At 62.6% G+C, this 23,921-nt stretch carries 25 protein-coding genes, 1 tRNA gene and 2 pseudogenes; 11 read left to right on the forward strand and 17 right to left on the reverse strand.

All coding sequences use genetic code 11. The features are described from left to right. Positions 1-49 precede the first annotated feature (49 nt). Positions 50-1,078, forward strand: a pseudogene (locus M5B99_RS19605) (chitinase); the annotation flags it as partial. A 74-nt stretch (positions 1,079-1,152) separates the two neighbouring features. Here the strand turns inward: M5B99_RS19605 and M5B99_RS19610 are convergent. The 5 genes from M5B99_RS19610 to M5B99_RS19630 all read right to left on the reverse strand — a co-directional run bounded on the left by M5B99_RS19610 (position 1,153) and on the right by M5B99_RS19630 (position 3,338). Then, positions 1,153-1,362 carry a YXWGXW repeat-containing protein gene (locus M5B99_RS19610; protein ID WP_248805582.1) on the reverse strand — a complete coding sequence of 70 codons (210 nt, stop codon included), beginning with the start codon at positions 1,360-1,362 and terminating at the stop codon, positions 1,153-1,155. Between the two features lie 86 nt (positions 1,363-1,448). Next, complete coding sequence (locus M5B99_RS19615) at positions 1,449-1,928, reverse strand: periplasmic heavy metal sensor (protein WP_248805583.1); 480 nt, start codon at positions 1,926-1,928, stop codon at positions 1,449-1,451. After that, a complete protein-coding gene (locus tag M5B99_RS19620; protein WP_248805629.1) occupies positions 1,925-2,359 on the reverse strand; it encodes a hypothetical protein in 435 nt (144 codons plus the stop codon). The genes M5B99_RS19615 and M5B99_RS19620 overlap by 4 nt, the downstream gene beginning before the upstream one ends. Continuing rightward, positions 2,359-2,937, reverse strand: coding sequence for an RNA polymerase sigma factor (locus tag M5B99_RS19625; protein WP_248805630.1), 579 nt, complete (start codon positions 2,935-2,937; stop codon positions 2,359-2,361). The genes M5B99_RS19620 and M5B99_RS19625 overlap by 1 nt, the downstream gene beginning before the upstream one ends. Positions 2,938-3,014: 77 nt before the next feature. Continuing rightward, positions 3,015-3,338 carry a YXWGXW repeat-containing protein gene (locus tag M5B99_RS19630; RefSeq protein WP_248805584.1) on the reverse strand — a complete coding sequence of 108 codons (324 nt, stop codon included), beginning with the start codon at positions 3,336-3,338 and terminating at the stop codon, positions 3,015-3,017. Between the two features lie 727 nt (positions 3,339-4,065). On the opposite strand from M5B99_RS19630, the gene M5B99_RS19635 reads away from it, so the two are divergent. Beyond that, positions 4,066-4,938: an undecaprenyl-diphosphate phosphatase gene (locus tag M5B99_RS19635; protein ID WP_248805585.1), complete on the forward strand. Its 873-nt coding sequence runs from the start codon at positions 4,066-4,068 to the stop codon at positions 4,936-4,938. 33 nt (positions 4,939-4,971) lie between these two features. Here M5B99_RS19635 and M5B99_RS19640 read toward each other — a convergent pair whose 3' ends face one another. The 5 genes from M5B99_RS19640 to M5B99_RS19660 form a co-directional block, all read right to left on the reverse strand. Then, entirely contained in the window at positions 4,972-6,162 is a 1,191-nt protein-coding gene (locus tag M5B99_RS19640; protein WP_248805586.1) for a DUF2252 domain-containing protein, read from the reverse strand. A 335-nt stretch (positions 6,163-6,497) separates the two neighbouring features. After that, entirely contained in the window at positions 6,498-7,070 is a 573-nt protein-coding gene (locus tag M5B99_RS19645; RefSeq protein ID WP_248805631.1) for a GNAT family N-acetyltransferase, read from the reverse strand. Between the two features lie 126 nt (positions 7,071-7,196). Then, positions 7,197-7,676 carry a YbaK/prolyl-tRNA synthetase associated domain-containing protein gene (locus tag M5B99_RS19650; RefSeq protein ID WP_248805587.1) on the reverse strand — a complete coding sequence of 160 codons (480 nt, stop codon included), beginning with the start codon at positions 7,674-7,676 and terminating at the stop codon, positions 7,197-7,199. Positions 7,677-7,700: 24 nt separating this feature from the next. Further along, the gene (locus M5B99_RS19655) at positions 7,701-8,465 is read right to left on the reverse strand and encodes a sulfite exporter TauE/SafE family protein (protein WP_248805588.1); all 765 of its coding nucleotides are present in this window, start codon (positions 8,463-8,465) and stop codon (positions 7,701-7,703) included. A 4-nt stretch (positions 8,466-8,469) separates the two neighbouring features. Beyond that, positions 8,470-9,555, reverse strand: coding sequence for a TauD/TfdA family dioxygenase (locus M5B99_RS19660; protein ID WP_248805589.1), 1,086 nt, complete (start codon positions 9,553-9,555; stop codon positions 8,470-8,472). A 110-nt stretch (positions 9,556-9,665) separates the two neighbouring features. On the opposite strand from M5B99_RS19660, the gene M5B99_RS19665 reads away from it, so the two are divergent. Continuing rightward, positions 9,666-10,595 (forward strand): LysR family transcriptional regulator, encoded by a 930-nt coding sequence (locus tag M5B99_RS19665; protein ID WP_248805590.1) that lies wholly within the window; start codon positions 9,666-9,668, stop codon positions 10,593-10,595. A 5-nt stretch (positions 10,596-10,600) separates the two neighbouring features. Here M5B99_RS19665 and M5B99_RS19670 read toward each other — a convergent pair. From M5B99_RS19670 to M5B99_RS19685, 4 genes and pseudogenes are all read right to left on the reverse strand, one after another. Next, positions 10,601-11,311, reverse strand: a pseudogene (locus M5B99_RS19670) (MFS transporter); the annotation flags it as partial. Positions 11,312-11,359: 48 nt separating this feature from the next. Further along, the gene (gene lhgO / locus M5B99_RS19675; RefSeq protein ID WP_248805591.1) at positions 11,360-12,553 is read right to left on the reverse strand and encodes an L-2-hydroxyglutarate oxidase; all 1,194 of its coding nucleotides are present in this window, start codon (positions 12,551-12,553) and stop codon (positions 11,360-11,362) included. Positions 12,554-12,669: 116 nt separating this feature from the next. Beyond that, on the reverse strand, positions 12,670-12,918 hold the full coding sequence (locus M5B99_RS19680; RefSeq protein WP_248805592.1) for a hypothetical protein: 249 nt from the start codon (positions 12,916-12,918) through the stop codon (positions 12,670-12,672). Between the two features lie 46 nt (positions 12,919-12,964). After that, positions 12,965-13,870 carry a LysR family transcriptional regulator gene (locus M5B99_RS19685; protein WP_248805593.1) on the reverse strand — a complete coding sequence of 302 codons (906 nt, stop codon included), beginning with the start codon at positions 13,868-13,870 and terminating at the stop codon, positions 12,965-12,967. Positions 13,871-13,984: 114 nt separating this feature from the next. Here M5B99_RS19685 and M5B99_RS19690 point away from each other — a divergent pair, with 114 nt between their 5' ends. From M5B99_RS19690 to M5B99_RS19700, 3 genes are read left to right on the forward strand one after another with little or no spacing between them, the layout of a single operon-like run. Further along, positions 13,985-15,277 carry a CitMHS family transporter gene (locus tag M5B99_RS19690; protein WP_248805594.1) on the forward strand — a complete coding sequence of 431 codons (1,293 nt, stop codon included), beginning with the start codon at positions 13,985-13,987 and terminating at the stop codon, positions 15,275-15,277. 16 nt (positions 15,278-15,293) lie between these two features. Beyond that, the gene (locus M5B99_RS19695) at positions 15,294-16,646 is read left to right on the forward strand and encodes an acyclic terpene utilization AtuA family protein (protein ID WP_248805595.1); all 1,353 of its coding nucleotides are present in this window, start codon (positions 15,294-15,296) and stop codon (positions 16,644-16,646) included. Continuing rightward, entirely contained in the window at positions 16,643-16,969 is a 327-nt protein-coding gene (locus M5B99_RS19700; RefSeq protein ID WP_248805596.1) for a hypothetical protein, read from the forward strand. The genes M5B99_RS19695 and M5B99_RS19700 overlap by 4 nt, the downstream gene beginning before the upstream one ends. Here the strand turns inward: M5B99_RS19700 and inhA are convergent. Further along, positions 16,966-17,655: an isonitrile hydratase gene (gene inhA / locus M5B99_RS19705; protein WP_248805597.1), complete on the reverse strand. Its 690-nt coding sequence runs from the start codon at positions 17,653-17,655 to the stop codon at positions 16,966-16,968. The genes M5B99_RS19700 and inhA overlap by 4 nt on opposite strands. A gap of 112 nt (positions 17,656-17,767) precedes the next feature. On the opposite strand from inhA, the gene M5B99_RS19710 reads away from it, so the two are divergent. The 3 genes from M5B99_RS19710 (at position 17,768) to M5B99_RS19720 (ending at position 20,888) form a co-directional block, all read left to right on the forward strand. After that, complete coding sequence (locus M5B99_RS19710) at positions 17,768-18,742, forward strand: GlxA family transcriptional regulator (RefSeq protein ID WP_263860580.1); 975 nt, start codon at positions 17,768-17,770, stop codon at positions 18,740-18,742. Between the two features lie 190 nt (positions 18,743-18,932). Further along, on the forward strand, positions 18,933-19,931 hold the full coding sequence (locus M5B99_RS19715) for a response regulator (RefSeq protein WP_318654579.1): 999 nt from the start codon (positions 18,933-18,935) through the stop codon (positions 19,929-19,931). Positions 19,932-19,934: 3 nt separating this feature from the next. After that, positions 19,935-20,888: a diguanylate cyclase gene (locus M5B99_RS19720; RefSeq protein ID WP_248805599.1), complete on the forward strand. Its 954-nt coding sequence runs from the start codon at positions 19,935-19,937 to the stop codon at positions 20,886-20,888. 16 nt (positions 20,889-20,904) lie between these two features. On the opposite strand, the gene M5B99_RS19725 is transcribed toward M5B99_RS19720, so the two are convergent. Continuing rightward, positions 20,905-21,525 carry a LysE family translocator gene (locus M5B99_RS19725; protein ID WP_248805600.1) on the reverse strand — a complete coding sequence of 207 codons (621 nt, stop codon included), beginning with the start codon at positions 21,523-21,525 and terminating at the stop codon, positions 20,905-20,907. Positions 21,526-21,909: 384 nt separating this feature from the next. Between M5B99_RS19725 and M5B99_RS19730 the strand changes: the two genes are divergently transcribed. Then, positions 21,910-21,984: transfer RNA gene (locus M5B99_RS19730), tRNA-Gln, on the forward strand. Between the two features lie 21 nt (positions 21,985-22,005). On the opposite strand, the gene M5B99_RS19735 is transcribed toward M5B99_RS19730, so the two are convergent. After that, a complete protein-coding gene (locus tag M5B99_RS19735) occupies positions 22,006-22,479 on the reverse strand; it encodes a winged helix-turn-helix transcriptional regulator (RefSeq protein ID WP_248805601.1) in 474 nt (157 codons plus the stop codon). A gap of 114 nt (positions 22,480-22,593) precedes the next feature. Between M5B99_RS19735 and fabF the strand changes: the two genes are divergently transcribed. Then, on the forward strand, positions 22,594-23,862 hold the full coding sequence (fabF, locus tag M5B99_RS19740) for a beta-ketoacyl-ACP synthase II (RefSeq protein WP_248805602.1): 1,269 nt from the start codon (positions 22,594-22,596) through the stop codon (positions 23,860-23,862). The last annotated feature ends 59 nt before the right edge of the window (positions 23,863-23,921 follow it).

The following is a 23,921-nucleotide window of genomic DNA, read 5'->3' on the forward strand; positions in this document are numbered from 1 at the left end:
CCTCGCCGCTGCTCAATCGCTCTCATGCAAATTTCTAAGGGACTGGAATGTGACCACAATCGATTTTTCACTGCTCAAATCCAAGGCCAGCGATGCGGCGTCGGCGATGCCGAGCCTGGCCGGCAAGAAAATCCTCATGGGTTTCTGGCACAACTGGGCCGCGGGGCCAAGTGATGGCTACCAGGGCGGGAAGTTCGCCAACCTGGCGCTGACGGATGTGCCCACGGAGTACAACGTGGTGGCCGTGGCCTTCATGAAAGGCAACGGCATTCCGACGTTCAAGCCGTATAACCTTTCGGATGCGGAGTTCCGCCGCCAGGTCGGTGTCCTCAACGCTCAGGGCCGTGCCGTGCTGATTTCGCTGGGGGGCGCCGATGCCCATATCGAGCTGCACAAGGGCTCCGAGCAGCCGCTGGCCAACGAAATCATCCGCCTGGTGGAAACCTATGGTTTCGACGGGCTGGATATCGACCTGGAACAGAGTGCCATCGACTATGCCGACAACAAGGCGGTGTTGCCCGCGGCCCTGAAACTGGTGAGGAACCATTACAAGGCCGAGGGCAAGCACTTCATCATCAGCATGGCGCCCGAGTTTCCTTATCTCACCACCAGCGGCAAGTACGTCGATTACATCACCGCGCTCGACGGCTACTACGACTTCATCGCGCCGCAGTATTACAACCAGGGCGGCGACGGGGTCTGGGTGCCGGAAGCCAACGGGGGCAGTGGGGCCTGGATCGCGCAGAACAACGATGCAATGAAGGAAGATTTCCTCTACTACCTGACCGATAGCCTGGTCACGGGGACGCGGGGCTTTACCCGGATTGCGCCGGACAAGTTCGTCATTGGCCTGCCGACCAATAACGACGCGGCGGCAACCGGGTATGTGATCGACCCGGCGGCGGTGGTCAATGCGTTCAAGCGGCTGGAGGCCGCCGGCCATTCCATCAAGGGCCTGATGACCTGGTCCATCAACTGGGACCAGGGGCTGAGCAAGCAACAGGTGCCTTACAACTGGGAGTTCCGCAATCGCTACGCACCGCTGATTCATGGTGCGCAGGGGGCGGCTGAAGTGCCAGTGGGCAAGCGACTGGCTTGAGCTGAAAAACAAAACCCGGCCACTACGCCGGGTTTTGCTTTATCTGTGCTGGCTTAGTAGCGCCAATGCCCAGGCACCCAGATCCATTGATTATGCCCCCAGCGATAATGTCCGGCGACCCAGTGATAACCCGGTGCGGGCATGACCGGTACGACTTCGACAATCGGCGGCGGTCGGCGCGGATGCACGGGCTCGACAATGCAGCCGGCCAGTGAGGCAGCCATCAGGGGGGCGATAAGCGCGGTCTTGAATATTCGCAACATTGCGTAACTCCTTGCGGGGCATTTAGTTGTCGCCTTGTTGGCGGGCTTCAAGCATTAAACGTTGCCACACGCAAAATCCGTCGCGATTACAGGTTTTTCTGCGGCCCCTTGCCTTTGCCCTGCGCGCGAAAGTACAGCGAGTCGACCAGCTTGCGCCGTTCCTCCTGGGGCAGGGTGCTGGCGAATTCCGCCAGGGTGTTGTCCACCAGCGAACGGAGTGAGGCATCCGCCTCGCGGGCCTTGCCCAGATCCGCCAGCAAGGCCGGCCGGTCCAGTGTCGGTGCTTCAAGTTGCTTGATCACATCCTGACGGGCCTGGCGTCCCGCCATGATCAGCGGCTGGCTATCGGCTCGATTGCGTCGCAACAGCTGACGCAGTTCACGTTGTCGTGACTCCGGCAGCTGCACCATTGCCTGGCGCAAACCGTGCTGGTTGATGGCCGCCATGGCCGGTTTGGTATTGACCAACCAATGGTACACGCCACCGCCGATGCCACAGATCAGGAAGACATTGAGCATCAACGACATCAGGAGGAAGTTCTTGAGGGGCTTGGACGGTTGACTCATTGCTCGCTTTCCTCGGCGTTTACAGTGAAGACGATGTCGGCATCGCCCTGGTCGAAGACGCTCGGCAGCGCTTCGGATGCGCCGGGCAGCGGCAGGCTCAAAGAGGCCACCAGTATCCCGGTGGCAATACCCGCCAGGCCCACGCCGACAAAGCCGACCCGGGAAAGCCAGTCGGCATAGCGGCTCCAGAACGACTCCGGCCTGTCCGGGATCGCGGAAGCGGCGATACGTCGGGCCAGTGCCGGGTCGGGGGGCGCCAGGTGATAGCTGTCGAGCAGGCTGTCGAGCTGTCTGGCCTGTTGCAGCACCTGGAGCGACGCTGCATCGTTACGTTCGAGTAACGCCTGGGCGGCGCTGCGCTCGGCGGCCGGCCAGCGTTGCAGGTCAGCGCCGTAAGCGTCGGCCAGGTAGGCAAATCGTTCGGGCGTCATCATCTTCCCCTTCCCAGGCTATCTGGGCCGTGCGTTTCGGCAAGGTGGCTGCGCAGGTTGCGCCTGGCCCGCGACAGCAGGCTTTCCAGTGCATCGACGCTGATATTCATCAGCGCCGCCGCTTCGATGTTCGACAGCTCCTGGTAGTACTGCAACACGATGGCCTCACGCTGACGATCGGGCAATGCGGCCAGTGCAGCGGCCATCTGTTCACTGCGCGCGGTCGCCTCCAACTGTTCATCGGGGCGTGGCGCGCTGTCGAGCGGTTCGCTGCCGGGCTCGTCGTCCTCCAGCGGGCGCTCCTTGCGCTTGCGCAGGCGGTCGTGACAGAGGTTCAGTACCACCCGGTGCAGCCAGGTGTCGAAACGGGCCTCGCCGCTGCGCCAGTTCGCCGCCTGTCTCCAGATGCGCAGAAAGCTTTCTTGCGCCACATCCTTGGCCTCATCGGCATCGCCCAGTATCCGGCTGGCGAGGGCGAGCAAACGCGGCAGCTTGCGCGACACCATCTCGTTGACGGCGGCCGGCTCCTTGTTGCCAATACGGGCCAGTAGCTCAACATCCGGATCAATTTCTTTCAATCGGTCAAGTCTCGGTCCGGTGATGGGGTCGGGCATGACAAGGCCGGGCGGTGCAGTGGCGCCGCCCGGCCCGGGGTTCAGCGGATCCAGTGTCCTTCTATCCAGCGCCAGTTGGGTCCGCGCGGTTCCCAGTGACCCGGCTCCCAGCGTGCATTGCGCATCACCCGCTGCCAGTGGCCGGGGACCCAGGCGTAACCTCGACCCTCCCAGCGCCAGTGGCCACGGTCCCAGGCGTAGCCGGGGCGCTCCATGGGAACCGCCTCGACGCGCATGGGCGGTGGCGCTTCGCGGATAATGACTTCGGTCTGAGCAAAGCTCGGCGTACTGGTCAGCGCGGCGAACGCCAGCGGGATCAGCAGGAGGGCATGGCGCAATTTGGCCAGGGGTCGTGTAGATCTCATGACAACTCCTTCAGGCTGCGTACGAAAGTGAACGCTGCTGATGAGTTGAACGATAGGTGCCGGGGAAATCCGTCGCGAGAAAAATCATTTTTTATCGATACATGCTGAAGGACGTGCGACGGCAGTATTGCCCAGGGAAGCTGGGCACTTGATGAAATTGTTCAGGGCAGCGACGGATTGTTTGCCGCTGTCACGTTCAACCGGTAACCGTCGCAACCGACAGGTGCCTTGGCCCTGTGCGTTGAGCGGTTTTGCCCATTGAGCCACCTGAGGAAACCATCATGTCACGTCGTCTTTCGCTGCTGGGTGCCGCTGTGTTGCTGCTGAGTCTGAGCGGTTGTGTGATCTTGCCGGGCCATCGGGACCATTGCTGCTGGCGGTATTACGGGGATGCGACGCCCGCTGCTGTGAATTCCGTGGCAAACGGCTAATAGGGACAGCGTCTTGAAAGCGCCACGAAACCTGTAGGAGCCGGCTTGCTGGCGATGGGATCGACGCGCTGTACTGTCAAACCGCGTCGTCTGAATCGCCAGCAAGCCGGCTTCTACAGGGGGCACTGTTGGCTTGTCATAAAATGAAGTAATTCCCAACTTGTGTTTTGTGCTTTGTTGAGACTGGAAAATCATAAAGAACAGGCCCATCATTCCCGTTGCTGTCTAAGCTTCACAGATCTGCGCCGCGTCTCTTGGAGAGCGGTGGGAAATTAGCCTTCTTCCGGGAAATTATTTTGTCTAACGTCTGCTCCAGCGGCCTCGATATTGGCTTCGCTTCGCTGAATTACCTGCAAATCGGCATCCTGGGCATCATCCAGGGCATCACGGAACTGCTACCTATCTCGTCCACGGCGCATATGCGCATTGTGCCGGCGGTACTCGGCTGGCAGGATCCGGGCTCGGCTTTTTCGGCCGCGATGCAATTGGCCGCGCTGGCGGCAGTGGTCAGTTATTTCTGGCGTGATGTGCGCGATGTGGTCGGCGGCAGTATCGGCGCCGTGCGCCAGCGCGACTACAACAGCCCGTGGTTCAAACTGGCGGTGGCGATCATCCTGGCGACCATTCCCATCGGGATCGCTGGCCTGGCCCTGTCTTCGACACTCAACGCCTGCGACTCGCCCCTGCGCGGGCTGACGGTGATCGGCATTTCCTGCCTGGTGATGGCGGTGTTGATGGCGATATCCGAGTTCAGTGCCCGCCATCAGCGAGTGGTGGGCCAGATGCGCCTGCGCGATGCGCTGATCGTCGGTATCGCCCAGGTCGGTGCGCTGATCCCGGGCGTGTCCCGTTCCGGCTCGACACTGACCGCGGCGCTGTTCCTCAACTTCAAGCGTGAAGAGGCCGCCCGGTTCTCCTTCCTGCTAGGCTTGCCGGCGATCGCGCTGGCCGGGCTCAAGGAGTTGTGGGTGCTGCACCATGCGCAGATCCCGGTGGAGGCCTGGAGCCATCTGCTGTTCGGATTGGTGGTCGCGAGCGTCTCGGCGTTCTGCGCGATCTGGGGCCTGATGCGCTTCCTGGAGCGCTTCTCCACCTGGCCGTTCGTGATCTATCGCGCGGTACTGGGGATTTTCCTCCTCGTCGGGGTCAGCACCGGCTTTCTGTCGTAATCGACACGCCCGAGCGTAGCCTGCGGGCTACGCTTATTTCGCCGTTCCCAGCGCATAGCGTCGGCAATGCTCCAGATAGCCCTGCTCATGGCTGCCGACCAATTGCACGACACTGGTCCATAACCAGGACGGCGCATCGAGGGTTTTCGAGCGATTGAGCTGCAGCTCCGCTCGCCAGTTTTTGCGCGTGGCTTCATCCATCTGCCGGGCATGGGCGATGCCGATCACCCGGGCCAGATAGCCTGCCGCGTGCATGGCGTCGGTTTCATTGAGGGTGTCCAGTTCCAGCTTGAGGTCCTGGGGCAGCAGTTCACGAATGAACATCCCATGGTCGAGAAAGCGCGTGGCGATCATCCGTTCTCCCAGGCCGGGGGAAAGGTGTCGGGCACCCTCGACCACCCGTCGCGCGTTATCCCGCGGCATGTGCACGTGGGGGCCGCGAGGGGCAGCCGCGGCGACGGCTTCCTTGACGTCGATCAGGCAGTAATCCTGCTCATCATGCCCGCCGACACCCAGTAGCACGGCGTAGCGCAGCAGTCCCAGGGAACTGCAACCCTTGACCCAATAGGCACAGTCGAGCAGTTCGACACTGGCATCGTTGGGACGCCCCTTGAGCGAGGTCACCAGGGCCTGGAGCTCTGCCCCGGCACACAAGGCCTTGATCTCGGTTTTTTCGCTGCGGGACATCGGCCAGAAGTGCCGCCCCATTGGCAGGGTCGGTTTGGTGTTCTCCATACGCTCGCGGGCCAGGTTCTTCCAGGTGCGCTTGACCGCGTCGCGCAGGCCGGCCTTGACCTGCGACGGGCGCTCGGGCGTACGGTCGGTCTCGTCCAGCAGGGCCTGTTCGTAGCCCACCATCATTTCCTCGAGCATGCGTGCGGTGGTCACGCCGGGCAGGTCCGAGCCGCGGGCGGCGGTCGCCAGGGACAAGGCCAGACGCACCAGGTCATGGGCGGGGTTGCCGATCACCGTCTGGTCCAGGTCGCGAATATGGATATCGATCCCCCCGTGGCTGTCCCCGGTGGGGCCCAGGTTGCCGGCGTGACAGTCGCCGCAGATCCACACGTTGGGGCCATGGGGCAGGCGTCTGCCGCGTTGGCTGTGCAACCACTCATAGAACTGGACCGTGCTGCCACGTACATAGGCGTGGGCCGAGCGGGCCATCTTTTCATTGCGCAGGTTGGAGAGGAGGGCGTTGCGGTCGGCGGGGCGAGGTGGTTTCAAGGGTGGGCTCTTCGTTCTGATGAGAATGCATACTCATTTCGTATAGAGCCTAGACCTCGGCGTGGATGCGTTCGATCCCTGGCCGGATGATTTTCCGCGTTTTCCACGCAAAAAAAAGGCCCGCAAAAAATGCGGGCCAATAAGAGGTTTCACCAAAGAAGCAGGTAGAAATATAAACAGTCCAGGCCTTGTTCACAGTGAAAGAAGTTTTATTCTATAAAGAATAAAACCTAATATTTTCAATGGCTTGTATGTGAATGTCGGAGTGTTTTTGCGGCCGCCCCTGAAGAAATTTTCATTATTGCCCTGGACTCCGTGGGAGGGGCCGGAAGGCGCTATCGCTGCAGATTTTTTTCCAGTCCCAGGCGAACGTCTGGCCACTCCTCGTCAATGATGCTGAAACGTACGGAGTTGCGTTTACGCCCGTCCGGCATGATCCGCTCGTTGCGCACGATGCCTTCCTGCTTGGCGCCCAGGCGCAGAATGGCCGCCCGGGACTTCTCGTTGATCTCATCGGTGGTGAACTGCACCCGTACGCAAGCGAGCACTTCGAAGGCGTGGCGCAACATCAGGTACTTGGCTTCGGTATTGACGAAGCTTTTCTGCCAGCGGGTCGAGAGCCAGGTGCTGCCGATTTCCAGCTTGCGGTACTGGCGATCGATCTTCCAGAAGCGCGTCGAGCCGATTACTTCGCCGGTGGCCTTGATCACGATGACAAACGGCATCACCGTGCCGGCTTCCCGCCCCGTGAGGGCTGTGCGCAGGTAGGACCCGACCGTGCCGGGCCCCGGAACGATGGTAAAGGGCAGGTTCCACAGTTCGCCATCCCGGGCGGCTGCCACCAGGGCGTCGGCATCGTCGGGCTGGAGTGGGCGCAGCAGCAAGCGGTCGCCTTCAAGGGATTGCAGCAAGTGCAGGTTTTTCACGGGGCAGGCGCTCGCAGTGCGGATTTCAGCGAGCATTACAAAGGAGCCGGGATCGGGTTTGCAAGGGCCATTCAAGGTTGAAACAGGCAGGCCAATGCCGCCGTCGGCTCAGGCCTGGCTCACATCGAGCAGTTGGGGCTTGGCAATCGCCAGGTAATCCTGGGTATCGAGCACCATTGACGCATCCAGCCGGCCGGCATTGAAGGCAATTTCGCCGTAGCGGGTGGTCAGGGCCGGATCGACGATCAATTGAATCCGCTCATCGAAGACGAAAGGCGGAATGGCGCCGATCCGGCAGCCGGTCAGCTCCATGGCGGTTTCGGCCTTCACCAGTTCGGCTTTTTTCCCGCCCAGGGCCGCACCGACCTTCTTCATGTCAAGCTTCTGGTCCCCTGGCAATATCACCAGGGCATAGGTTTCGGCCTGGCCCTTGAGCGAGCAGAGCATGGCCTTGGCACCCTGGCCCGGCTCGGTGCCACGGATTTCGGCGACCCGTGCCGACTGGCCCTCGGCATCGTGCATCAACACCCGGTAGGAGGCGGCGCGGGCATCGAGTAGTGCCACCAGGCGATCGAACATCGGATACATGGAATTTTCCTCAGGTGTACGGAATCAGGCTTGCAGAATCAGGTCGTAGGACAGTTTGCTGATCAGGATCACCAGCAACACCAGGAACAGCGCCCGGACAAAGGGTACGCCTTTATGCACTGCCAGCCAGGTGCCGGTCAGCGCACCGAGGATGTTGAAGACGGCCATGGGGATGGCGATCAGGTAAAGCACGTTGCCCGTTGGGATGAAGAAGATCAGCGCCGCGACGTTGGTCGCGATGTTCACCACCTTGGCCGACGCCGAGGCATGCAGGAAGTCAAAGGCGAAGCAGCGGATAAACAGGAAAATCAGGAAACTGCCGGTCCCGGGGCCGAACAGCCCGTCGTAGAAACCGATGGCCCCGCCGATAACGATCGCCAGCAACTTTTCCCGGGTGCCGATGCGCATGGGCTTGTGCAGGGCGCCGAAGTCCTTCTTCCAGAAGGTGTAGATCGCCATCAGCACGATCAGCACCAGCACCGCCGGGCGGATCACCGATTGCGGCACGGAGGAGACCGTGGCCGCGCCGAAGAAGGCCATGGCAAAGGCCGCGCAGGCCGCGGGGACCACCAGGCTCCAGTCGATCACCACCTTGCGTACGAAGGACCGGGCGGCGAATGCGGTGCCGCAGGCGGCCGCGACCTTGTTGGTACCCAGCAACGCCGCCGGTGATGCCGTGGGCAACACGTTGAACAGCGCGGGTATCTGGATCAGTCCGCCGCCGCCCACCGCCGCATCGATCAGGCCGGCGGCGAAGGCGAACACGCAAAGGATGACAATATCGACCATGAAATCAGGCTCTGACGATGAAAGGTTGGTGAGGGTCCAGCGGCACCACGCGTGCCGGGTCGTTGACCCCGAAGACGCGCAGCATCCAGCGGTCGCGGCCGTCGTAGCGCGGGCTGAAACCGTCCCGGGCATGCAGGGTTTGTTGGTTCTTGAAGATCAGCATGTCCCCCGGTTGCAGCAGAATCTGGTGCTCGACATCGGGATGGTTGGCGGCAGCGGCGAACATCTGCAGGGCAAACTGCGCGTTGGCGCAGGTCGCGGCGACACTGGCCTTGTTGTAGCGGCAATACAGATCACCGCCGGCATTTCTATACAGCAGAGGGACGTTTTCCAGCACATTACCCTGTTTGTCGAAGGAGGCCGGTCGGCGAATGGCGAAGTGCGGTCGCGACAATTCTTCTTCGACCGAGGCTGGCAGCATGGCCAGCACGTCGGCGATGGCGACGATGCGTGTCGGCACGTCGAGCTCGCAACGCAGACCGGTCAGGGACAGGTATTCCGGACAGGCCGACAAGTGCGCGACGGGTTCGCAGGTCAGGGGCAGGTGCGGGTTGTCGACATGCATGCCCAGGTCCATGCGTGAGCCATAGGAGCTTGTTTCGCTCTCGCGCTGCTGCTTGGGCGATACATGGCGGAACACCGTGTCATCGCTTTCGCCTTCGTAGGCCACCGGATGGGTTTTCAGGGTTTGCAGCACGGACAGGATCGCCCCCGCTATCACCGGCAGATTCTCGATACCCGGTGCCATGTCGTAGGGGGTGGTCGGTAGCTGCAGGTCCACAGGCAGCCCCCTGACAATCATCGCCACATCACTGGACTGGGGAAAGTCACGCAGTTGTTGGATTTTCTCGGCGCACAGGGTGTTCTCCAGCAACTGGCCCAGGGCCGGCATGCGGTTGATGCCTGAAGTGCTGTCAGTCACCGCCTGCGACGCCAGGCCGGCGTGTAGGCTACGCTGTTCTTCGAACGATACATGAATCTGCGATATCCCCTGTCGGGTCGAGGTCGCAGACTTTTTCCCCAGCCATTCGCGAATTTCTTCACCGATAAGCGCCGCAGATTTCCCGACTATTTCATCCAGCTTTGACACGTCCGTTTGCTCCTGTTTGCCTACGTCCCTGTGGGTTGAGCGGGAAGGCTAACGGAAGGGCCTTTTTTGTGTTGCAATACCACGTTGTGAAAAGTGCAATGAGGTGGGGAATGGCCCTGGATATGTTGGGGGAGCTGGAAGCCTTCGCGACGGTGGCGCGCAAGCGTAGCTTCGTTGCCGCGGCCCGCGCCCTGGGACGTTCTCCCAGCTCGCTGACCCGTGCGGTGCAGGCCCTGGAGGAAAGTGCCGGGGTCAAGCTGTTCAATCGATCGTCGAATGCCGTAAGCCTGACCGAGGCGGGTGAACGCTTCTTGCCCCATGCTTGCAAAATGCTGGATCTGCAACGTGAGGCGGATGAAGACCTGGCCGGTCTCAGCGGCCTGGCCCACGGCTGGATCCGCTTTTCCGCCCCCGAGTTTCTCGGACACGGGGTCTTGCCACGGCTGATCGCGCAGTACTGCGAGCATTATCCGGATGTGAACGTCGATGTGATTTTCACCGATGAGACCATCGACCCGGCCAAGAGCAAGTTGGACTTCTCGATTCGCGGCGCGTTTCCGCAATCCAGTGACCTGATCGGTTTTCCGCTGTGGAGCTATTCACGTTACCTGTATGCCAGCCCCGGGTATCTGGAGCGGCGCGGGATGCCGGATTCCATCGAGGCGCTGGAGGCCCATTCGCTGATCCTGCATACCGCGCCGCGGATCCTCAAAGAGTGGAATTTTCGCAACGAGGAGCAGGCCATCAGCTTTCGGGTCCATCCGAAGTTTCGCTTTAGCTCCGGTGCGGCGGTGTTCCACGCGGCCCTGGCGGGGGTCGGCATTGCCCGCCTGGCGGACTGGCTGGCGGAACCCGAGGTCGAGGCCGGGCGCCTGGTCCGGGTCTGTCCTGAATACAAGCTCACCTCCAGCAGTGGCGAGAGTCCGCAGATGCATGCCGTGTATCCGGCGGGGAGTCTGCCGCTGCGGGTGAAGTCGCTGCTGGAGGTGATTCGCGGCTTCGGCGAAAGCCTGGATCGCAAGCATTCGCTGACGTTCTAGGCGGCCGCCAGGCCGCCGGCCACCGCCGTGCCGATTTCCCGTCCGGTGCCGAAGCCCGAGGAGCGGGTCTGGGTCGGGAACTGACGGCTGAGGAATGAACCCTGCGGGGCAAACATCATCGGTGCCAGGACTCCGGTGCCGATGCCGATTGCCAGGTAGATCTGCCAGTTTTCACCGCTACCCAGCAGCATCAGAAAGGGATAGGCGCACAGCAGCGAAAACGCCCCGCCGAGAATCAACACCGCCTTGCTGCTCCAGCGATCGCACAACCAGCCGAAAAATGGCACGGCGACGATGGCCACCAGACTGGCGAGGGTCACCGACAAGGACCTCACATGTACGTCGACGCCTTTGTATTGGGTGAGGTAGGCCAGGGAAACAGTCTTGAAGATATGGCTCAGGGCGTTGTAGCCGATGGCGACGAAAAACACCACGACGAGGTCCTTGAGGTCGTTCTTCAACAGTGCTTTCAACGGCGAGACCTTGGGCTGCGCGCGTTTGTGCTGGTCCAGTTCCTTGAAATCCGGGGTTTCCGGAATGCTGTTGCGCACCCTCAGGCCGACACCGACCAGGGCGATGCTGCAGACAAAGGGGATGCGCCAGCCGCCTTCGAGCAGGAACCCATTGCCGTTGAGGGTCAGCAGGTAGATGGTCAGCGACGACAGTAGCTGGCCGAGGTTCAGCCCCAGCGTCGGCCGGGCGCCCTGGCTGCCTTGGTCGGGCAAACGAGGAGGGGGTACTCCCGTAAGCGGGAGGGTTGTGGGTTAACGGGGGGCGAGCAGTCGGTCGGCGATCATCCCGCCGATCGGTATGGCCGAGGTGGCGGCCGGCGACGGTGCATTGCAGACGTGGACCATGCGCGGCGTTTCGGCGAACAGGAAGTCATGCACCAGGGTGCCGTCGCGCATCACCGCCTGGGCGCGGATACCGGCTTCGTAGGGCAGCAGGTCTTCGAGGACCAGGGACGGGCAGTACTTGCGGCACTGCTCCAGGTAGCCGCGCTTGAAGACTGAGTTCTTCATTTCCTGGCTACCGGAACCCAGGTTCTGCCACAGGGTTTTCCAGAAGCCGGGGAAGGCGGCGTATTGCGCGACGTCCCGCCAGTTGATGGAGAACTTCCGGTAATTCTCCCGGCCCAGCCCCAGCACGGCGTTCGGGCCGACGGTGACGCTGCCGTCGATCATCCGGGTCAGATGCACGCCGAGGAACGGCAGGTCCGGATCAGGAATCGGGTAGATCAGGTGATTGACGATATTGTTCTTCGCGGCCGGCAGACGGAAGTATTCGCCGCGGAAGGGAATGATCTGATGGTCGATGCGGATGCCGGCCAGGCTGGCCAGGCGATCGGATTGCAGGCCGGCACAGGCCACCAGTTTGTGAGCCTGCCAGACCCGGTCGTGACTGCTGACGGTGACTTTGGCGCCGTCTTCCTGGATGGCCGTGACCGTGGTGTCGAGCTGGATTTCGCCGCCGCCGACGCGAATGACCCGGGCCATGGCCTGGCAGATTTCGCGATAGTCGACGATGCCCGTGGCGTCGAGGAACAGGCCGCCGAGGCCGACGATATTCGGTTCGCGCCGCCGCAGTTCGTCAGCATCAAGGCGTTCGACGCGCATGCCATTGAGTTGCGAGCGTTCGTACAGGGCTTGCATGCGCTGCCCTTGCAGGGGAGTAGAGGCCACCAGCAGCTTGCCGCAGACTTCGAAACGGATCCCGTGTTCGCGGCAGAAGTCCTTCGTGGCCTGGGCCCCGCGCTTGCATAGATCGGCCTTGAGGCTGCCCGGCGCGTAGTAGATGCCGGCATGGATCACGCCGCTGTTGTGACCGGTCTGGTGACGGGCGAGGGTGGCTTCCTTTTCCAGGATCAGCAGCGAGGCACCGGGCTGGCGCTTGAGCAACTCCATGGCTGTGGCGAGGCCGACGATGCCGCCGCCGATGATGCAGAAGTCATAAATCATGGAGGGAATTCACCTTGTTATTGTTCATGTCTAGTTATCAGGTTGTCAGACTAATAGGGGCGAGCCGAATCGAGCTTGCTGGCCCCGGCGCCGCAGGCGGCGTGGGGCCGATTGGTTCAGTTCATGGGCGGCAGTTCCAGCTGCAGGCGTTTGGCCGAGGCCCGCAGATGCGCCTCGGCGCACGCGGCGGCCGCCTGGCGATTGCCCTCGGCGATAGCCCGATGAAAGGCCACATCCGCGCCGGCTGCCGCATCGAAGTCGGTGGGCAAACGCGATTGCGCGGCGAGGCGCCCGGCATCGATTTCCGCACGAATGGCGCTGACCACTCGTTCAACCAGGCAGTCAGGGCGTTGGAGTTCCAGCATGAAGGGCAGGCTCGGTAGTCAGGTTGTCAGACCATTCCCGAGAGGTTCAGGCGTTGTCAAGCACCCGGGCCGGGGCCAAGCATTCCCGGATCAGGGCCACGAAGCGGGTGGCGGCGGGGGACAGGGGCTGACCGCTGCGGCTGATCAGGCCGATTTCGCGACTGACGCCGGGGTGTTCCACGGGGCGTGTTTGCAGGCCGCCGAGGCCGTCATCCGCCGATTCCGGCAGCAGGGCCATGCCCAGCCCCTGGCGTACCAGTGCCAGGACCGTGGACATATAGTTGGCTTCCAGCCCCGGGACCAGCGTCAGGCCTTGCTCGTCGAACAGTTGCTCGACCCGTTCGCGTACGCTGCTGTCGCGTCCGGTGAGGATCATCGGTTGGCCACTCAGGTCCGGCAAGTTGACTGTGGTCTTGCGCGCCAACGGGTGTTCGTCGTGCAGGAACAGGCACAAGCGATCGACCATGACCACTTCGAAGTCCAGGCCATGATTGAGCCTGGCCCGTACACCCAGCCCGAAATCCACCTCGTTCTCCCGAACCAGGCTGTCGATGCGTTGGGCAACCACGTCCCGCAGGCGGATTTCGATGCCGGGATAGGCTTGGCGAAACAGCTTCAGTACCGGTGGCAGGGCGCCGGAGCAGATCGACGGCAAGGCGGCCAGCGTCACCACGCCCCGCTGCAGGCTGGCCAGGTCGCGGGAGCCGCTGACGATATTGTCCAGGTCCAGCAACAGCTTCTCCATGGGGCCGCGGGCCTGCTGGCCGGCGCCGGTCAGGTTGACCTGGCGCGGGCTGCGCTCCAGCAGGGTGACGCCGAGCCACTCTTCCAACTGCTGGACCTGCACCGTCAGCGCCGAGGGCGAAAGGTGCAGCAGCGCGGCGGCGCGGGCGAAGTTGCCGGTCTGGGCGACCGTCAGGAAGGCGCGGATATGCTGGACGGCGTTCTTCATTCTGTTTTTCCGAATGCATGGCGGTGAACATTCCAATTTACAAAGTTTAACCGCGTTCCAATACTCCGGGGAAAACAATAACTGTCCGCCATTGAGCGGCCCCGGAGTCTTTCCATGCTCGCCACGTTGGGTGTCATCACCATCGTCTGTCTGCTTGCGGCTGTCATGAGCAAGCGTCTTTCGCCCCTGGTCGCGTTGATCGCCTTGCCGATCATTGCCGCGCTGCTCGGCGGTTTCGGTCTGCAAACCAGCGCCTTTATCGTCACCGGCATCAAGAACGTCGCCCCGGTGGTCGGCATGTTCGTGTTCGCCATCCTGTTCTTCGGGGTCATGACGGATGCCGGTATGCTCGACCCGATCATCAACCGCATCCTGCGCACGGTGGGCACGCGGCCCACGCGGATTGTCATGGGCACGGCCTTGCTGGCGTTGCTGGTGCACCTCGACGGTTCCGGGGCGGTGACCTTTCTGGTGACCATCCCGGCGATGCTGCCGCTGTATACGCGACTGGGCATCGACCGGCGGATCCTGGCTTGTGTCGCGGCGATGGCCGCCGGGGTGAATTTCCTGCCCTGGACCGGCCCGGTGCTGCGTTCGTCGGCGGCCTTGCACGTGCCAGTGGCGGATCTGTTCCAGCCGTTGATTCCGGTGCAGATCGTCGGCTTGCTGTTTGTCTTCGCCTGCGCCTGGTGGTTGGGCCGGCGTGAAGAACGGCGTCTGGGCCTGGGCGCCGGCCTGACCACGGGCGGCGTGCCGAGCCGGGTGATCAGCCAGGAGCAAGAAGCCCTGCGCCGCCCACGGCTGTTCCGGGCCAACCTGCTGCTGACGGTGCTGGTAATGGCGGTGATGATCGCCGGCTGGGTCGACCCGGTGGTGATGTTCATGCTCGGAACCGTGGTTGCGCTGTGCCTCAATTACCCCAATGTCGATGCCCAGCGTGCCCGCATCGATGCCCATGCCAAGACGGCCCTGACCATGGCCAGTATTCTTCTGGCGGCCGGAGTCTTTACCGGCATCATGCAGGGCACGGGCATGCTCAAGGCCATGGCCGAAGTGGCGGTGGCGCAGATCCCGGCCGGCCACGGCAAGCTGATTCCGGCGGTGGTGGGTTTCCTGTCGATGCCGCTGAGCCTGTTGTTCGATCCGGACTCGTTTTATTTCGGCGTGATGCCAGTGATCGCCGAGGTCGGCAAGGCCTTGGGCGTGGAGCCGTTGCAGGTGGCCCAGGCGTCCTTGCTGGGGGTGCACACCACCGGTTTTCCGGTCAGCCCGCTGACCCCCGCGACCTTTCTGCTGGTGGGCCTGTGCAAGATCGAACTGGCCGATCACCAGCGTTTCACCATTCCTTTCCTGCTCGCCGCCTCGGTATTGATGACCCTGACGGCGTTGCTTCTGGGTATCTTTTGATATGAGGGACCTTGCGATGAAAACCTTGCGTATCGGCTCCGGTGCCGGCTATTCGGGCGACCGCATTGAGCCGGCGGTGGAACTGGCGGCCAAGGGTGAGTTGGATTACCTGGTGTTCGAGTGCCTGGCCGAACGGACCATCGCCCTCGCGCAGCAGGCCCGGCTCAGTGATCCCGAGGCCGGTTATGACCCGTTGCTGCGTGAGCGGATGCAGCGTGTGCTGCCGTTTGTGGCCGGTGCCGGGCGACGTCTGCGGATCATCACCAATATGGGTGCGGCCAATCCCCTGGCCGCCGCGCGTGAGGTCCGGCGGATCGCTGCCGAGCTGGGTTTGCACGGACTCAAGATTGCCGCGGTGACGGGTGACGATGTGCTTGAGGTGCTGCGTGCCGGGCCGAGTCGTTTGCTGGACAACGGCTTGCGGGTCGAACAGTTGGGCGACCGGCTGGTCTCTGCCAATGCCTATCTGGGCGTGGAAGGTATCGTCCAGGCGCTGGCGGCCGATGCCGATGTGGTGATCACCGGCCGGGTGGCCGATCCGTCGTTGTTCCTCGCGCCGCAGTGCTTCGAGTTCGGCTGGGCGGCAGACGATTGGCCGCGCCTGGGCCGTGGCACGCTGATCGGTCATCTGCTGGAGTGTGCGGGGCAGATCACCGGCGGTTATTTTGCCGACCCGGGCGTCAAGGAGGTGCCGGACCTGGCGCACCTGGGCTTTCCCCTGGCCGAAGTGGATGCCGAGGGCCGGGCGACCATCACCAAGGTTGTGGGCAGCGGCGGTCGGGTGGATGCGGCGACCTGCACGGAGCAGTTGCTCTATGAAGTGCATGACCCGGCGGCCTACCTGACGCCGGATGTCACGGCGGACTTTGAGGGCGTGAGTTTTGTCGAGGAAGGGGCCGACCGGGTTGGTGTGCAGGGCGCGAGTGGACGCCAGCGTCCGGACACCTTGAAGGTCTCGGTGGGTTACCTGGACGGTTGGATCGGCGAGGGGCAGATGTCCTACGGTGGTCCGGGCGCCCTGGCCCGGGCGCGGCTGGCGCGGGAAATTGTCTTGCAGCGCCTGGAAATCATCGGCGTCAAGGCCGAGGAAGTTCGTGCGGAACTGATGGGCGTTGATGCCCTGTATGGCGAAGCGCTGAGTGCGCGAGGGCAGGGCGAGCCTTGGGAAGTCCGTTTGCGGGTGGCGGCGCGTTGTGTCGATCGGGCCGATGCGCTGCGTGTCGGCAATGAAGTGGAGACGCTATACACCAATGGCCCGTCAAGTGGTGGCGGTGCGAGCAAGAGTGTGCGACAGGTGGTGGCGGTGGCGTCTCTGTTGCTGCCACGGGAAAATCTGACGGTAGCGATTCATCTGGAGGATCGGTCATGAGCGGTCTTGAGTTACGCGCTTTTGCCCATTCGCGCACGGGCGACAAAGGCGACACCTCGAATATCTCGGTGATCGCCTATCGGGTCGAGGACTACCTCAGGTTATGCGAATGGCTGACGGCAGAGCGGGTGGCGGACTACTTTGCGCCCTTGCTCGATCCGGCTGCCGGACCGGTACGGCGTTACGCGGTACCGGGAGTGCGGGCCTTGAATTTCGTCTTGCCGGGCATTCTCCGTGGCGGGGTGACCCGCTCCCTGGCACTGGATGCCCACGGCAAGAGCCTGGGTTCGGCGTTGCTGGATATGCCGTGGGAGCGCGATTAACCCGCCTGTTTCAAGCGCTGGGCGACACGCTCGGTGATCAGGCTGCGTTGTTTGTGCGACTCCGCCGCTCGTTGCCGGGCAATCTCCAGCACGTCCGCGGGGGCTGTCTCCGGGCTGCCGGCGTTGAATGGAGGCGCCGGTGCGTATTCCAACTGCAACTGGATCACCTGGGCTTCTTGTGCCCCGACCAGTTCAGCGACCAGGGTCAGGGCAAAATCGATCCCGGCGGTGATGCCGCCGCCAGTCAGCAGGTTGCCGTCACGTACCACACGATCCTTCACCGGGAGCGCGCCGAAGCTCGCCAGCAGGTCGTGATAAGCCCAGTGAGTGGTGGCCTTGCGGCCTTGCAGCAGCCCGGCGGCACCCAGCACCAGGGAACCGGTGCAGACCGAGGTGACGTACCGCGCCCGGGCGGCCTGGCGGACGATGAACGAGAGGGTTTCGGCATCTTCCATCAATGGTCCGACCCCGGCACCGCCCGGAATGCAGATCACGTCCAGGGGCGGGCAGTCGTCGAAGGTGGTCGTCGGGGTGAAGACCAGACCGGTGCTGGCGGTGACGGGGGCGAGGTCCTTCCAGATCAGGTGGATTCGCGCATCCGGCAACGTGGCCAGAACGTCGTAGGGGCCGGTGAGGTCGAGCTGTTGGACTTTGGGGAATAACAGAAAGCCGATATGCAGCGTCATGTAATAGCTCCGTGGAAGTAAATAGGCGGGTCCTGCAGGGCTGGACGACTTCACTGTAGTTCCGTAGGCTTTGGCGTATCTGCCATTGACCCCACGTTTCACGCCAATCCCCATGAATACACCCAGAACGATCCGCATCCTGGCTTTTCCCAATGTCCAGGTGCTCGATGTTACCGGGCCGCTGCAGGTCTTTGCCTCGGCCAACGACCTGGCCCGTGCCGCGGGCCTGCCGCTGCCTTATGCGGTGAGTGTGATTGCCGACCAGCGCGAGCCGGTGATGAGTTCGGCGGGGTTGGCCCTGGTGGCCAATCCTTTGCCGGCCACGGGCGTGTCTTGCGACACCCTGATCATCGCGGGTGGTTGGGGCACCTACGCGGCTTCCGAGGACCCGGCGCTGGTGGCCTGGGTACGCCAGCAGGCCAGTTGCGCGCGACGGGTCGCCTCGGTCTGCACCGGGGCCTTCCTGCTGGCGGCCAGCGGCTGGCTGGACGGGCGGCGAGTGGCAACCCACTGGACCCGCTGCGAACAATTGGCGGCGCAGTACCCGCGGGTACGGGTCGAGCCCAATCCGATCTTTATCAATGATGGCCCGGTCTGGACCTCGGCCGGAGTGACTGCGGGTATCGACTTGTCCCTGGCGTTGGTTGAGGCGGACTTGGGGCGTCCCGTGGCGCTGGAGGTCGCGCGGCATCTGGTGGTGTTCCTGAAACGCCCCGGCGGGCAGTCGCAATTCAGCGCCACCTTGTCCTTACAGAAGGCCGGCAGCCGCTTCGGCGATTTGCAGGCCTGGATCGCCGAGCATTTGGCGCAGGACCTGTCGATCCCGGTCCTGGCGCAGCAGGCGGGCATGAGCGAGCGCAGTTTCGTCCGTCACTACCGTGCCGAGACCGGGCAGACGCCGGCCCGGGCCATCGAACAGATCCGGGTGGAAACCGCCCGGCGCCTGTTGAGCGATACCGCGATGCCGATCAAGCGGATTGCCACCCGCTGTGGTTTCGGCAGCGAGGAAACCCTGCGCCGCAGCTTTCTGCGGGCCATGAGTGTCACGCCACAGGCTTATCGCGAGCGCTTTTCGCTGCGTCCATGAGATTCCCACGGGGGCGCCGTCGATCCACTTCGTTGACCTAAGCCATCCCCTGAGTCCCGATTGCACCTAAGCTGTTGGAATATCGGACGTAGTTCGCAATAAAACCTGTACGCTGAGTATGTTTTGTAAAAGTTATGGCATCATGCCATTAATGCTTTCCCTGATACCCAAATAAGATGAGCACCGGTCTGTGTCAGTGATTCCCCTACTTGTGTGTGACGACTCCAACATGGCCCGTAAGCAGGTTTTGCGGGCGCTGCCGGCAGACTGGCAGGTCTCGATCACCCAGGCCAGCGATGGTCGACAGGGGCTGGATGCCATTCGCCAGGGATTGGGGCAAGTGGTGCTGCTCGACCTGACCATGCCGGAAATGGATGGCTATCAGGTGCTCTCGGCGATCCGGGCCGAAGGTTTGCAGGCACAGGTGATCGTGATCTCCGGTGACGTCCAGGAAGAGGCGGTACGCCGGGTTCACGAGCTGGGTGCGCTGGCGTTCCTGAAAAAGCCCTTCGACCAGGACGAGCTGCGTGAGATCCTCGACCGACTGGGGCTGCTGAAGGCCCCCGGTCCGACACCATTAGCTGCTCGCCCTGAACCGACGACTGAAATCAGCTTTCGCGATGCCTTTCGCGAAACGGTCAACGTGGCCATCGGGCGTGCGGCGGCGCTGATTGCCAAGGTCCTGGGTGTGTTCGTGCAGTTGCCGGTGCCGAACGTGAATATCCTCGAAGTGGGCGAGCTGCACATGGCGCTGATGGATGCCGGGAGCTGCAACCAGCTCACCGCCATCTGCCAGGGCTTTATCGGCAGCGGCATCGCCGGCGAAGCCTTGCTGATGTTCCATGACTCGGAAATCGCCGACATGGCGCAGTTGATGCAACGCCAGGGCACCGAATATTCGGACCTTGAAATGTTGCTCGACCTCTCCAGCGTGCTGATCGGCGCGTGCCTGAGCAGTATTGCCGAGCAGATCGACGTGGTGTTTTCCCAGGGGCACCCACAGATTCTCGGGCAGCACGCGGCCATCGACGAACTGATCCGGGTCAACCAGCAGCGCTGGAAAAAGACCCTGGCGGTAGAAATCAGCTACAGCCTGGAAGGGCACGATATTCATTTCGACTTGCTGTTGTTGTTCACGGAAGACTCCATCCAGCGGTTGACCGACAAACTCGCCTACCTGATGAGCTGAGCCATGAACGACATTCTCGATCTGAACGAGTTTCACTGGTTGCTGGCGATTGTCCAGAGCATCGACGTGGGCGTGGTGGTGCTGGACCGCGACTACTGCGTGCAGGTCTGGAACACCTTTATGGAGAACCGTTCCGGGGTGCAGCCCAAGGACGCCACCAGCCAGTCCTTCTTCAGCCTGTTCCCCGAAGTCGATCGCGAGTGGTTCAGCCGCAAGGTGGAGAGTGTCGCGACCCTGGGCACGCCGGCGTTCACCATCTGGGAGCAGCGACCTTACCTGGTGCGGTTCAAGAACTACCAGCCGATCACCGGCCAGGAAGACTTCATGTACCAGAACACCACGTTGTTGCCGTTGCGTTCCACCAACAGCACCATCACCCATATCTGCCTGGTGATCTACGACGTCACCGACGTGGCCACCAACCGCCACCAGCTCCAGGCGGCCAATGCCAAGTTGCAGAAGCTCTCCAGCACCGACCGCCTGACGGGGCTGTACAACCGTGGGCATTGGGAGGAAAGCCTGAAGGCCGCTTATGCCCGGAACCAGCGGTATGGCAATGCCACGAGCCTGGTGATGTTCGACATCGATCACTTCAAGCGGGTCAATGACACCTATGGCCACCAGGCCGGGGACAAGGTCATTGAGCATGTGGCCGATCTGGTCCGCGAGCATGTGCGCGACAGCGACGTGGCCGGGCGTTATGGCGGCGAGGAGTTTGGCGTGGTGCTGTCGGACACCGACAAGTCCGGCGCGCGCTTTTTTGCCGAGCGTTTGCGCAAGGCGATCGAAGACCTGGAAGTGCTGCACGAAGGCCAGAGCATCCGCTTCACCATCAGCCTGGGGGTGGCCGACTTGAGCCGGCCTTCAATCAGTCACGCCGACCTGATCGCCTGGGCGGACCATGCCTTGTATGCATCGAAAAAGGCCGGGCGTAATCGGGTGACGGTCTACGAGTAACGGATGGGGCGGGGTCTCAGGCCCGTCGCGCCGTCAGCAGCACCGAAGCCGCTGCGGACAACAACACCGCACAACCGCGATTGAACAGACGCTTGCCCTTTGGTTCGGCGAACCAGCGGCGCATGTGCACGCCCATATAGGCGTAAGCGCTGATGGCGATCAACTCCAGCATCAGGAACAGGGCGCCCAGTACGGCGAACTGGGCGCAGACGCCCCGGGTCGGGTCGATGAACTGGGGGAGGAAGGCGGTGAAGATGAGGATTGCCTTTGGGTTTCCAGCCGCGACCAGGAACTCCTGGCGGGCGAGGGCGCGCAGGCTGACGGGGGCGCTTTGGGTACGGGTGTCGGCATCGGGGTTGGCACGCCAGAGCTGGATGGCAAGGTAGATCAGGTAGCCCGCGCCGAGGATCTTGATGCCATAGAACAGCAGTTCCGAGGTTTGCAGCACCACCGCCAGGCCCGCCGAAGCCAGGGCGATCATTCCGGCAAATGCCAGCAAGCGCCCGAAGCCCGCCAGGCATGAGGTGCGAAAGCCATAACGCGTCGAGTTGCTCACCGAGAGCAGGTTGTTCGGACCGGGCGCCATGTTCAGGGCGAAGCACGCCGGGATAAACAGGATCAGTGTCGGCAGGTCCATGGCGGGCTCCGGAATCGAGGCGGAAAAAACCGACAATAACGCCAACTATTGATTGGGTGCCAGTGGGCCAAAGGCTTTTCCCATCTGTACCTGAGACTTGTCACGCAGGTGTACGGTACGTCAGCACTGACAACCCCATGTCCGAAAAGCGCGGCACGGCGCGTCTGCGGACCCTGGGAGCCGCAGGCCTTCTGAAAGCTCAAACGAACAGCTCCCGACTGTTCTCAAGAATAAGTAGCTGTTTTAAAACAAATTTGTTCGCCTTGGGGCTTCCCAGACGCTGGGAAAGTTGGTAAATTTCCGCGCACTCTCGCAGCGACCCTTCGCGGGTTCGCAAGCTGCAAGATCAACAAGCGGGTGTCATGCACTCGTCGCAACAGATACAGGGGCGTCGCCAAGCGGTAAGGCAGCAGGTTTTGATCCTGCCATGCGTTGGTTCGAATCCAGCCGCCCCTGCCATTTTTCTTCTCGTACCTGAGATCATGCCAGCCGCTGACGCATCTGCTCGCTGGCCGCCGGCCCGGCCTGCACCGTGCTGCGGTTCAATGGCACCGGACGCCCATCGGCGATATCCGCCATCATCAATTGCAACGGTCGCCCGCTCTCGCGTTCGACGATCTGCACACTTTCGCCTTCCGGCGCATAGTGACGATTTCCCCATTCCACAAACGCCATGAGCACCACGCGAAAATCCTCGCCCTTGGCGGTCGGTACATATTCATGGCGCAGCGGGCGCTGGCTGTAGGGCTGGCGTTCGAGCAGGCCCGCGTCCACCAGCGCATTCAGGCGCCGGGTCAGCATGTTCGGGGCAATCTCCAGGCTGCGGGAGAATTCGTCGAAGCGCTTCAGGCCATGCAAGGCGTCGCGCATGATCAAGATACTCCACCACTCACCTACCCGTTCAAGGCTGCGGGCAACCGGGCATTCGGCATGGCTCAGGTTTTTGCGTTGCATGGTGGCTCCTGTCGGGGCGCTCGGACATTTGTGAGATGACTATGTTACTTTCATGATGATAGTAGCGTCCACAAGCCATTACCTCGCTCAATCACCTGAAGGAGTTGGATCGTCATGAACAAACGCATCGTCGTCACCGGCATGGGCGCGCTGACCCCGCTGGGCTGCGGAGTCGAACAGATCTGGCAGCGCCTGCTGGCCGGACAGTCCGGTATCCGCCAGTTGCCGGCGGAGTTGATTGGCGACCTGTCGATCAGTATCGGTGGCCAGGTCCCGGACCGTGTCCAGGACCCGGAAGCCGGCTTCGATCCGGATCAACTGCTGGCCGCCAAGGAGCAGCGCAAGATGGACCGCTTCATCCTGTTTGCCCTGGCGGCGGCGGATGAAGCCTTGGCCCAGGCCGGCTGGGCTCCTGACTCCCCTGAGGCGCAGGAGCGCACGGCGACCATTATTGCTTCCGGGGTCGGTGGTTTTCCCGCCATCGCTGAAGCGGTGCGCACTACCGACAGCAAGGGCCCAAGGCGTCTGTCGCCGTTCACCATACCCTCGTTTCTCAGCAATATGGCCGCCGGTCACGTCTCTATCCGCCACGGTCTCAAGGGGCCACTGGGTTCTCCGGTGACCGCCTGTGCCGCTGGCGTCCAGGCCATCGGCGACGCCGCCCGGATGATCCGCGCGGGGGAGATCGATGTGGCGGTCTGCGGTGGCGCGGAAGCCTGCATCCACCGGGTCAGCCTGGCCGGATTCGCGGCGGCCCGGGCGCTTTCAAGTGATTACAACGAGACTCCGTCGCTTGCCTCCCGGCCCTTCGATCAGGCCCGCGATGGCTTCGTCATGGGCGAGGGGGCCGGCCTGTTGGTGATCGAGGAGTTGGAGCATGCCCTGGCGCGCGGCGCCAAACCTCTTGCCGAATTGGTGGGCTACGGTACCAGTTCCGATGCCTACCATATGACTGCTGGCCCGGAAGACGGTGACGGCGCCCGCCGCGCCATGCAGCAGGCATTGCGCCAGGCCGGGATCGAGCCGTCCCAGGTCCGGCACCTGAATGCGCATGCCACCTCGACGCCGGTGGGTGACAAGGGCGAATTGGCGGCGATCAAGGCCGTGTTCGGGGCAATCGGTGGGCCGGCCATCAGCTCGACCAAATCCGCCACCGGACATTTGTTGGGCGCCGCCGGAGGGATCGAGGCGATCTTCACGGTGCTGGCATTGCGCGATCAGATGGCGCCGGCGACGCTCAATCTGGATAACCCCGATGAGCTTGCCGAAGGTCTTGATCTGATTCGCGGCCAGGCCCGGTCGTTGCCCATGGAGTACGCGCTCTCCAATGGCTTCGGTTTTGGCGGGGTCAATGCCAGCGTGCTGTTCAAGCGCTGGGTGTAGGGCAGCAGATACCGTCTTGACCCAGGGCTCACTACTTCGCTCAGCACGTTCAATGTGGG

Origin of the sequence: Pseudomonas sp. MWU13-2100, assembly GCF_023242365.1 — a bacterium.
Classification (GTDB): Bacteria; Pseudomonadota; Gammaproteobacteria; order Pseudomonadales; family Pseudomonadaceae; genus Aquipseudomonas.

Bases quoted from the DNA above. Each gene is read 5' to 3' on its own strand.
- M5B99_RS19610 (WP_248805582.1), bottom strand. From the start codon at position 1,362: ATGTTGCGAATATTCAAGACCGCGCTTATCGCCCCCCTGATGGCTGCC.
- M5B99_RS19615 (WP_248805583.1), bottom strand. From the start codon at position 1,928: ATGAGTCAACCGTCCAAGCCCCTCAAGAACTTCCTCCTGATGTCGTTG.
- M5B99_RS19620 (WP_248805629.1), bottom strand. From the start codon at position 2,359: ATGACGCCCGAACGATTTGCCTACCTGGCCGACGCTTACGGCGCTGAC.
- M5B99_RS19630 (WP_248805584.1), bottom strand. From the start codon at position 3,338: ATGAGATCTACACGACCCCTGGCCAAATTGCGCCATGCCCTCCTGCTG.
- M5B99_RS19650 (WP_248805587.1), bottom strand. From the start codon at position 7,676: ATGTATCCGATGTTCGATCGCCTGGTGGCACTACTCGATGCCCGCGCC.
- M5B99_RS19655 (WP_248805588.1), bottom strand. From the start codon at position 8,465: ATGGTCGATATTGTCATCCTTTGCGTGTTCGCCTTCGCCGCCGGCCTG.
- M5B99_RS19665 (WP_248805590.1), top strand. From the start codon at position 9,666: ATGGCCCTGGATATGTTGGGGGAGCTGGAAGCCTTCGCGACGGTGGCG.
- lhgO (WP_248805591.1), bottom strand. From the start codon at position 12,553: ATGATTTATGACTTCTGCATCATCGGCGGCGGCATCGTCGGCCTCGCC.
- M5B99_RS19680 (WP_248805592.1), bottom strand. From the start codon at position 12,918: ATGCTGGAACTCCAACGCCCTGACTGCCTGGTTGAACGAGTGGTCAGC.
- M5B99_RS19685 (WP_248805593.1), bottom strand. From the start codon at position 13,870: ATGAAGAACGCCGTCCAGCATATCCGCGCCTTCCTGACGGTCGCCCAG.
- M5B99_RS19690 (WP_248805594.1), top strand. From the start codon at position 13,985: ATGCTCGCCACGTTGGGTGTCATCACCATCGTCTGTCTGCTTGCGGCT.
- M5B99_RS19695 (WP_248805595.1), top strand. From the start codon at position 15,294: ATGAAAACCTTGCGTATCGGCTCCGGTGCCGGCTATTCGGGCGACCGC.
- M5B99_RS19700 (WP_248805596.1), top strand. From the start codon at position 16,643: ATGAGCGGTCTTGAGTTACGCGCTTTTGCCCATTCGCGCACGGGCGAC.
- inhA (WP_248805597.1), bottom strand. From the start codon at position 17,655: ATGACGCTGCATATCGGCTTTCTGTTATTCCCCAAAGTCCAACAGCTC.
- M5B99_RS19710 (WP_263860580.1), top strand. From the start codon at position 17,768: ATGAATACACCCAGAACGATCCGCATCCTGGCTTTTCCCAATGTCCAG.
- M5B99_RS19720 (WP_248805599.1), top strand. From the start codon at position 19,935: ATGAACGACATTCTCGATCTGAACGAGTTTCACTGGTTGCTGGCGATT.
- M5B99_RS19725 (WP_248805600.1), bottom strand. From the start codon at position 21,525: ATGGACCTGCCGACACTGATCCTGTTTATCCCGGCGTGCTTCGCCCTG.
- M5B99_RS19735 (WP_248805601.1), bottom strand. From the start codon at position 22,479: ATGCAACGCAAAAACCTGAGCCATGCCGAATGCCCGGTTGCCCGCAGC.
- fabF (WP_248805602.1), top strand. From the start codon at position 22,594: ATGAACAAACGCATCGTCGTCACCGGCATGGGCGCGCTGACCCCGCTG.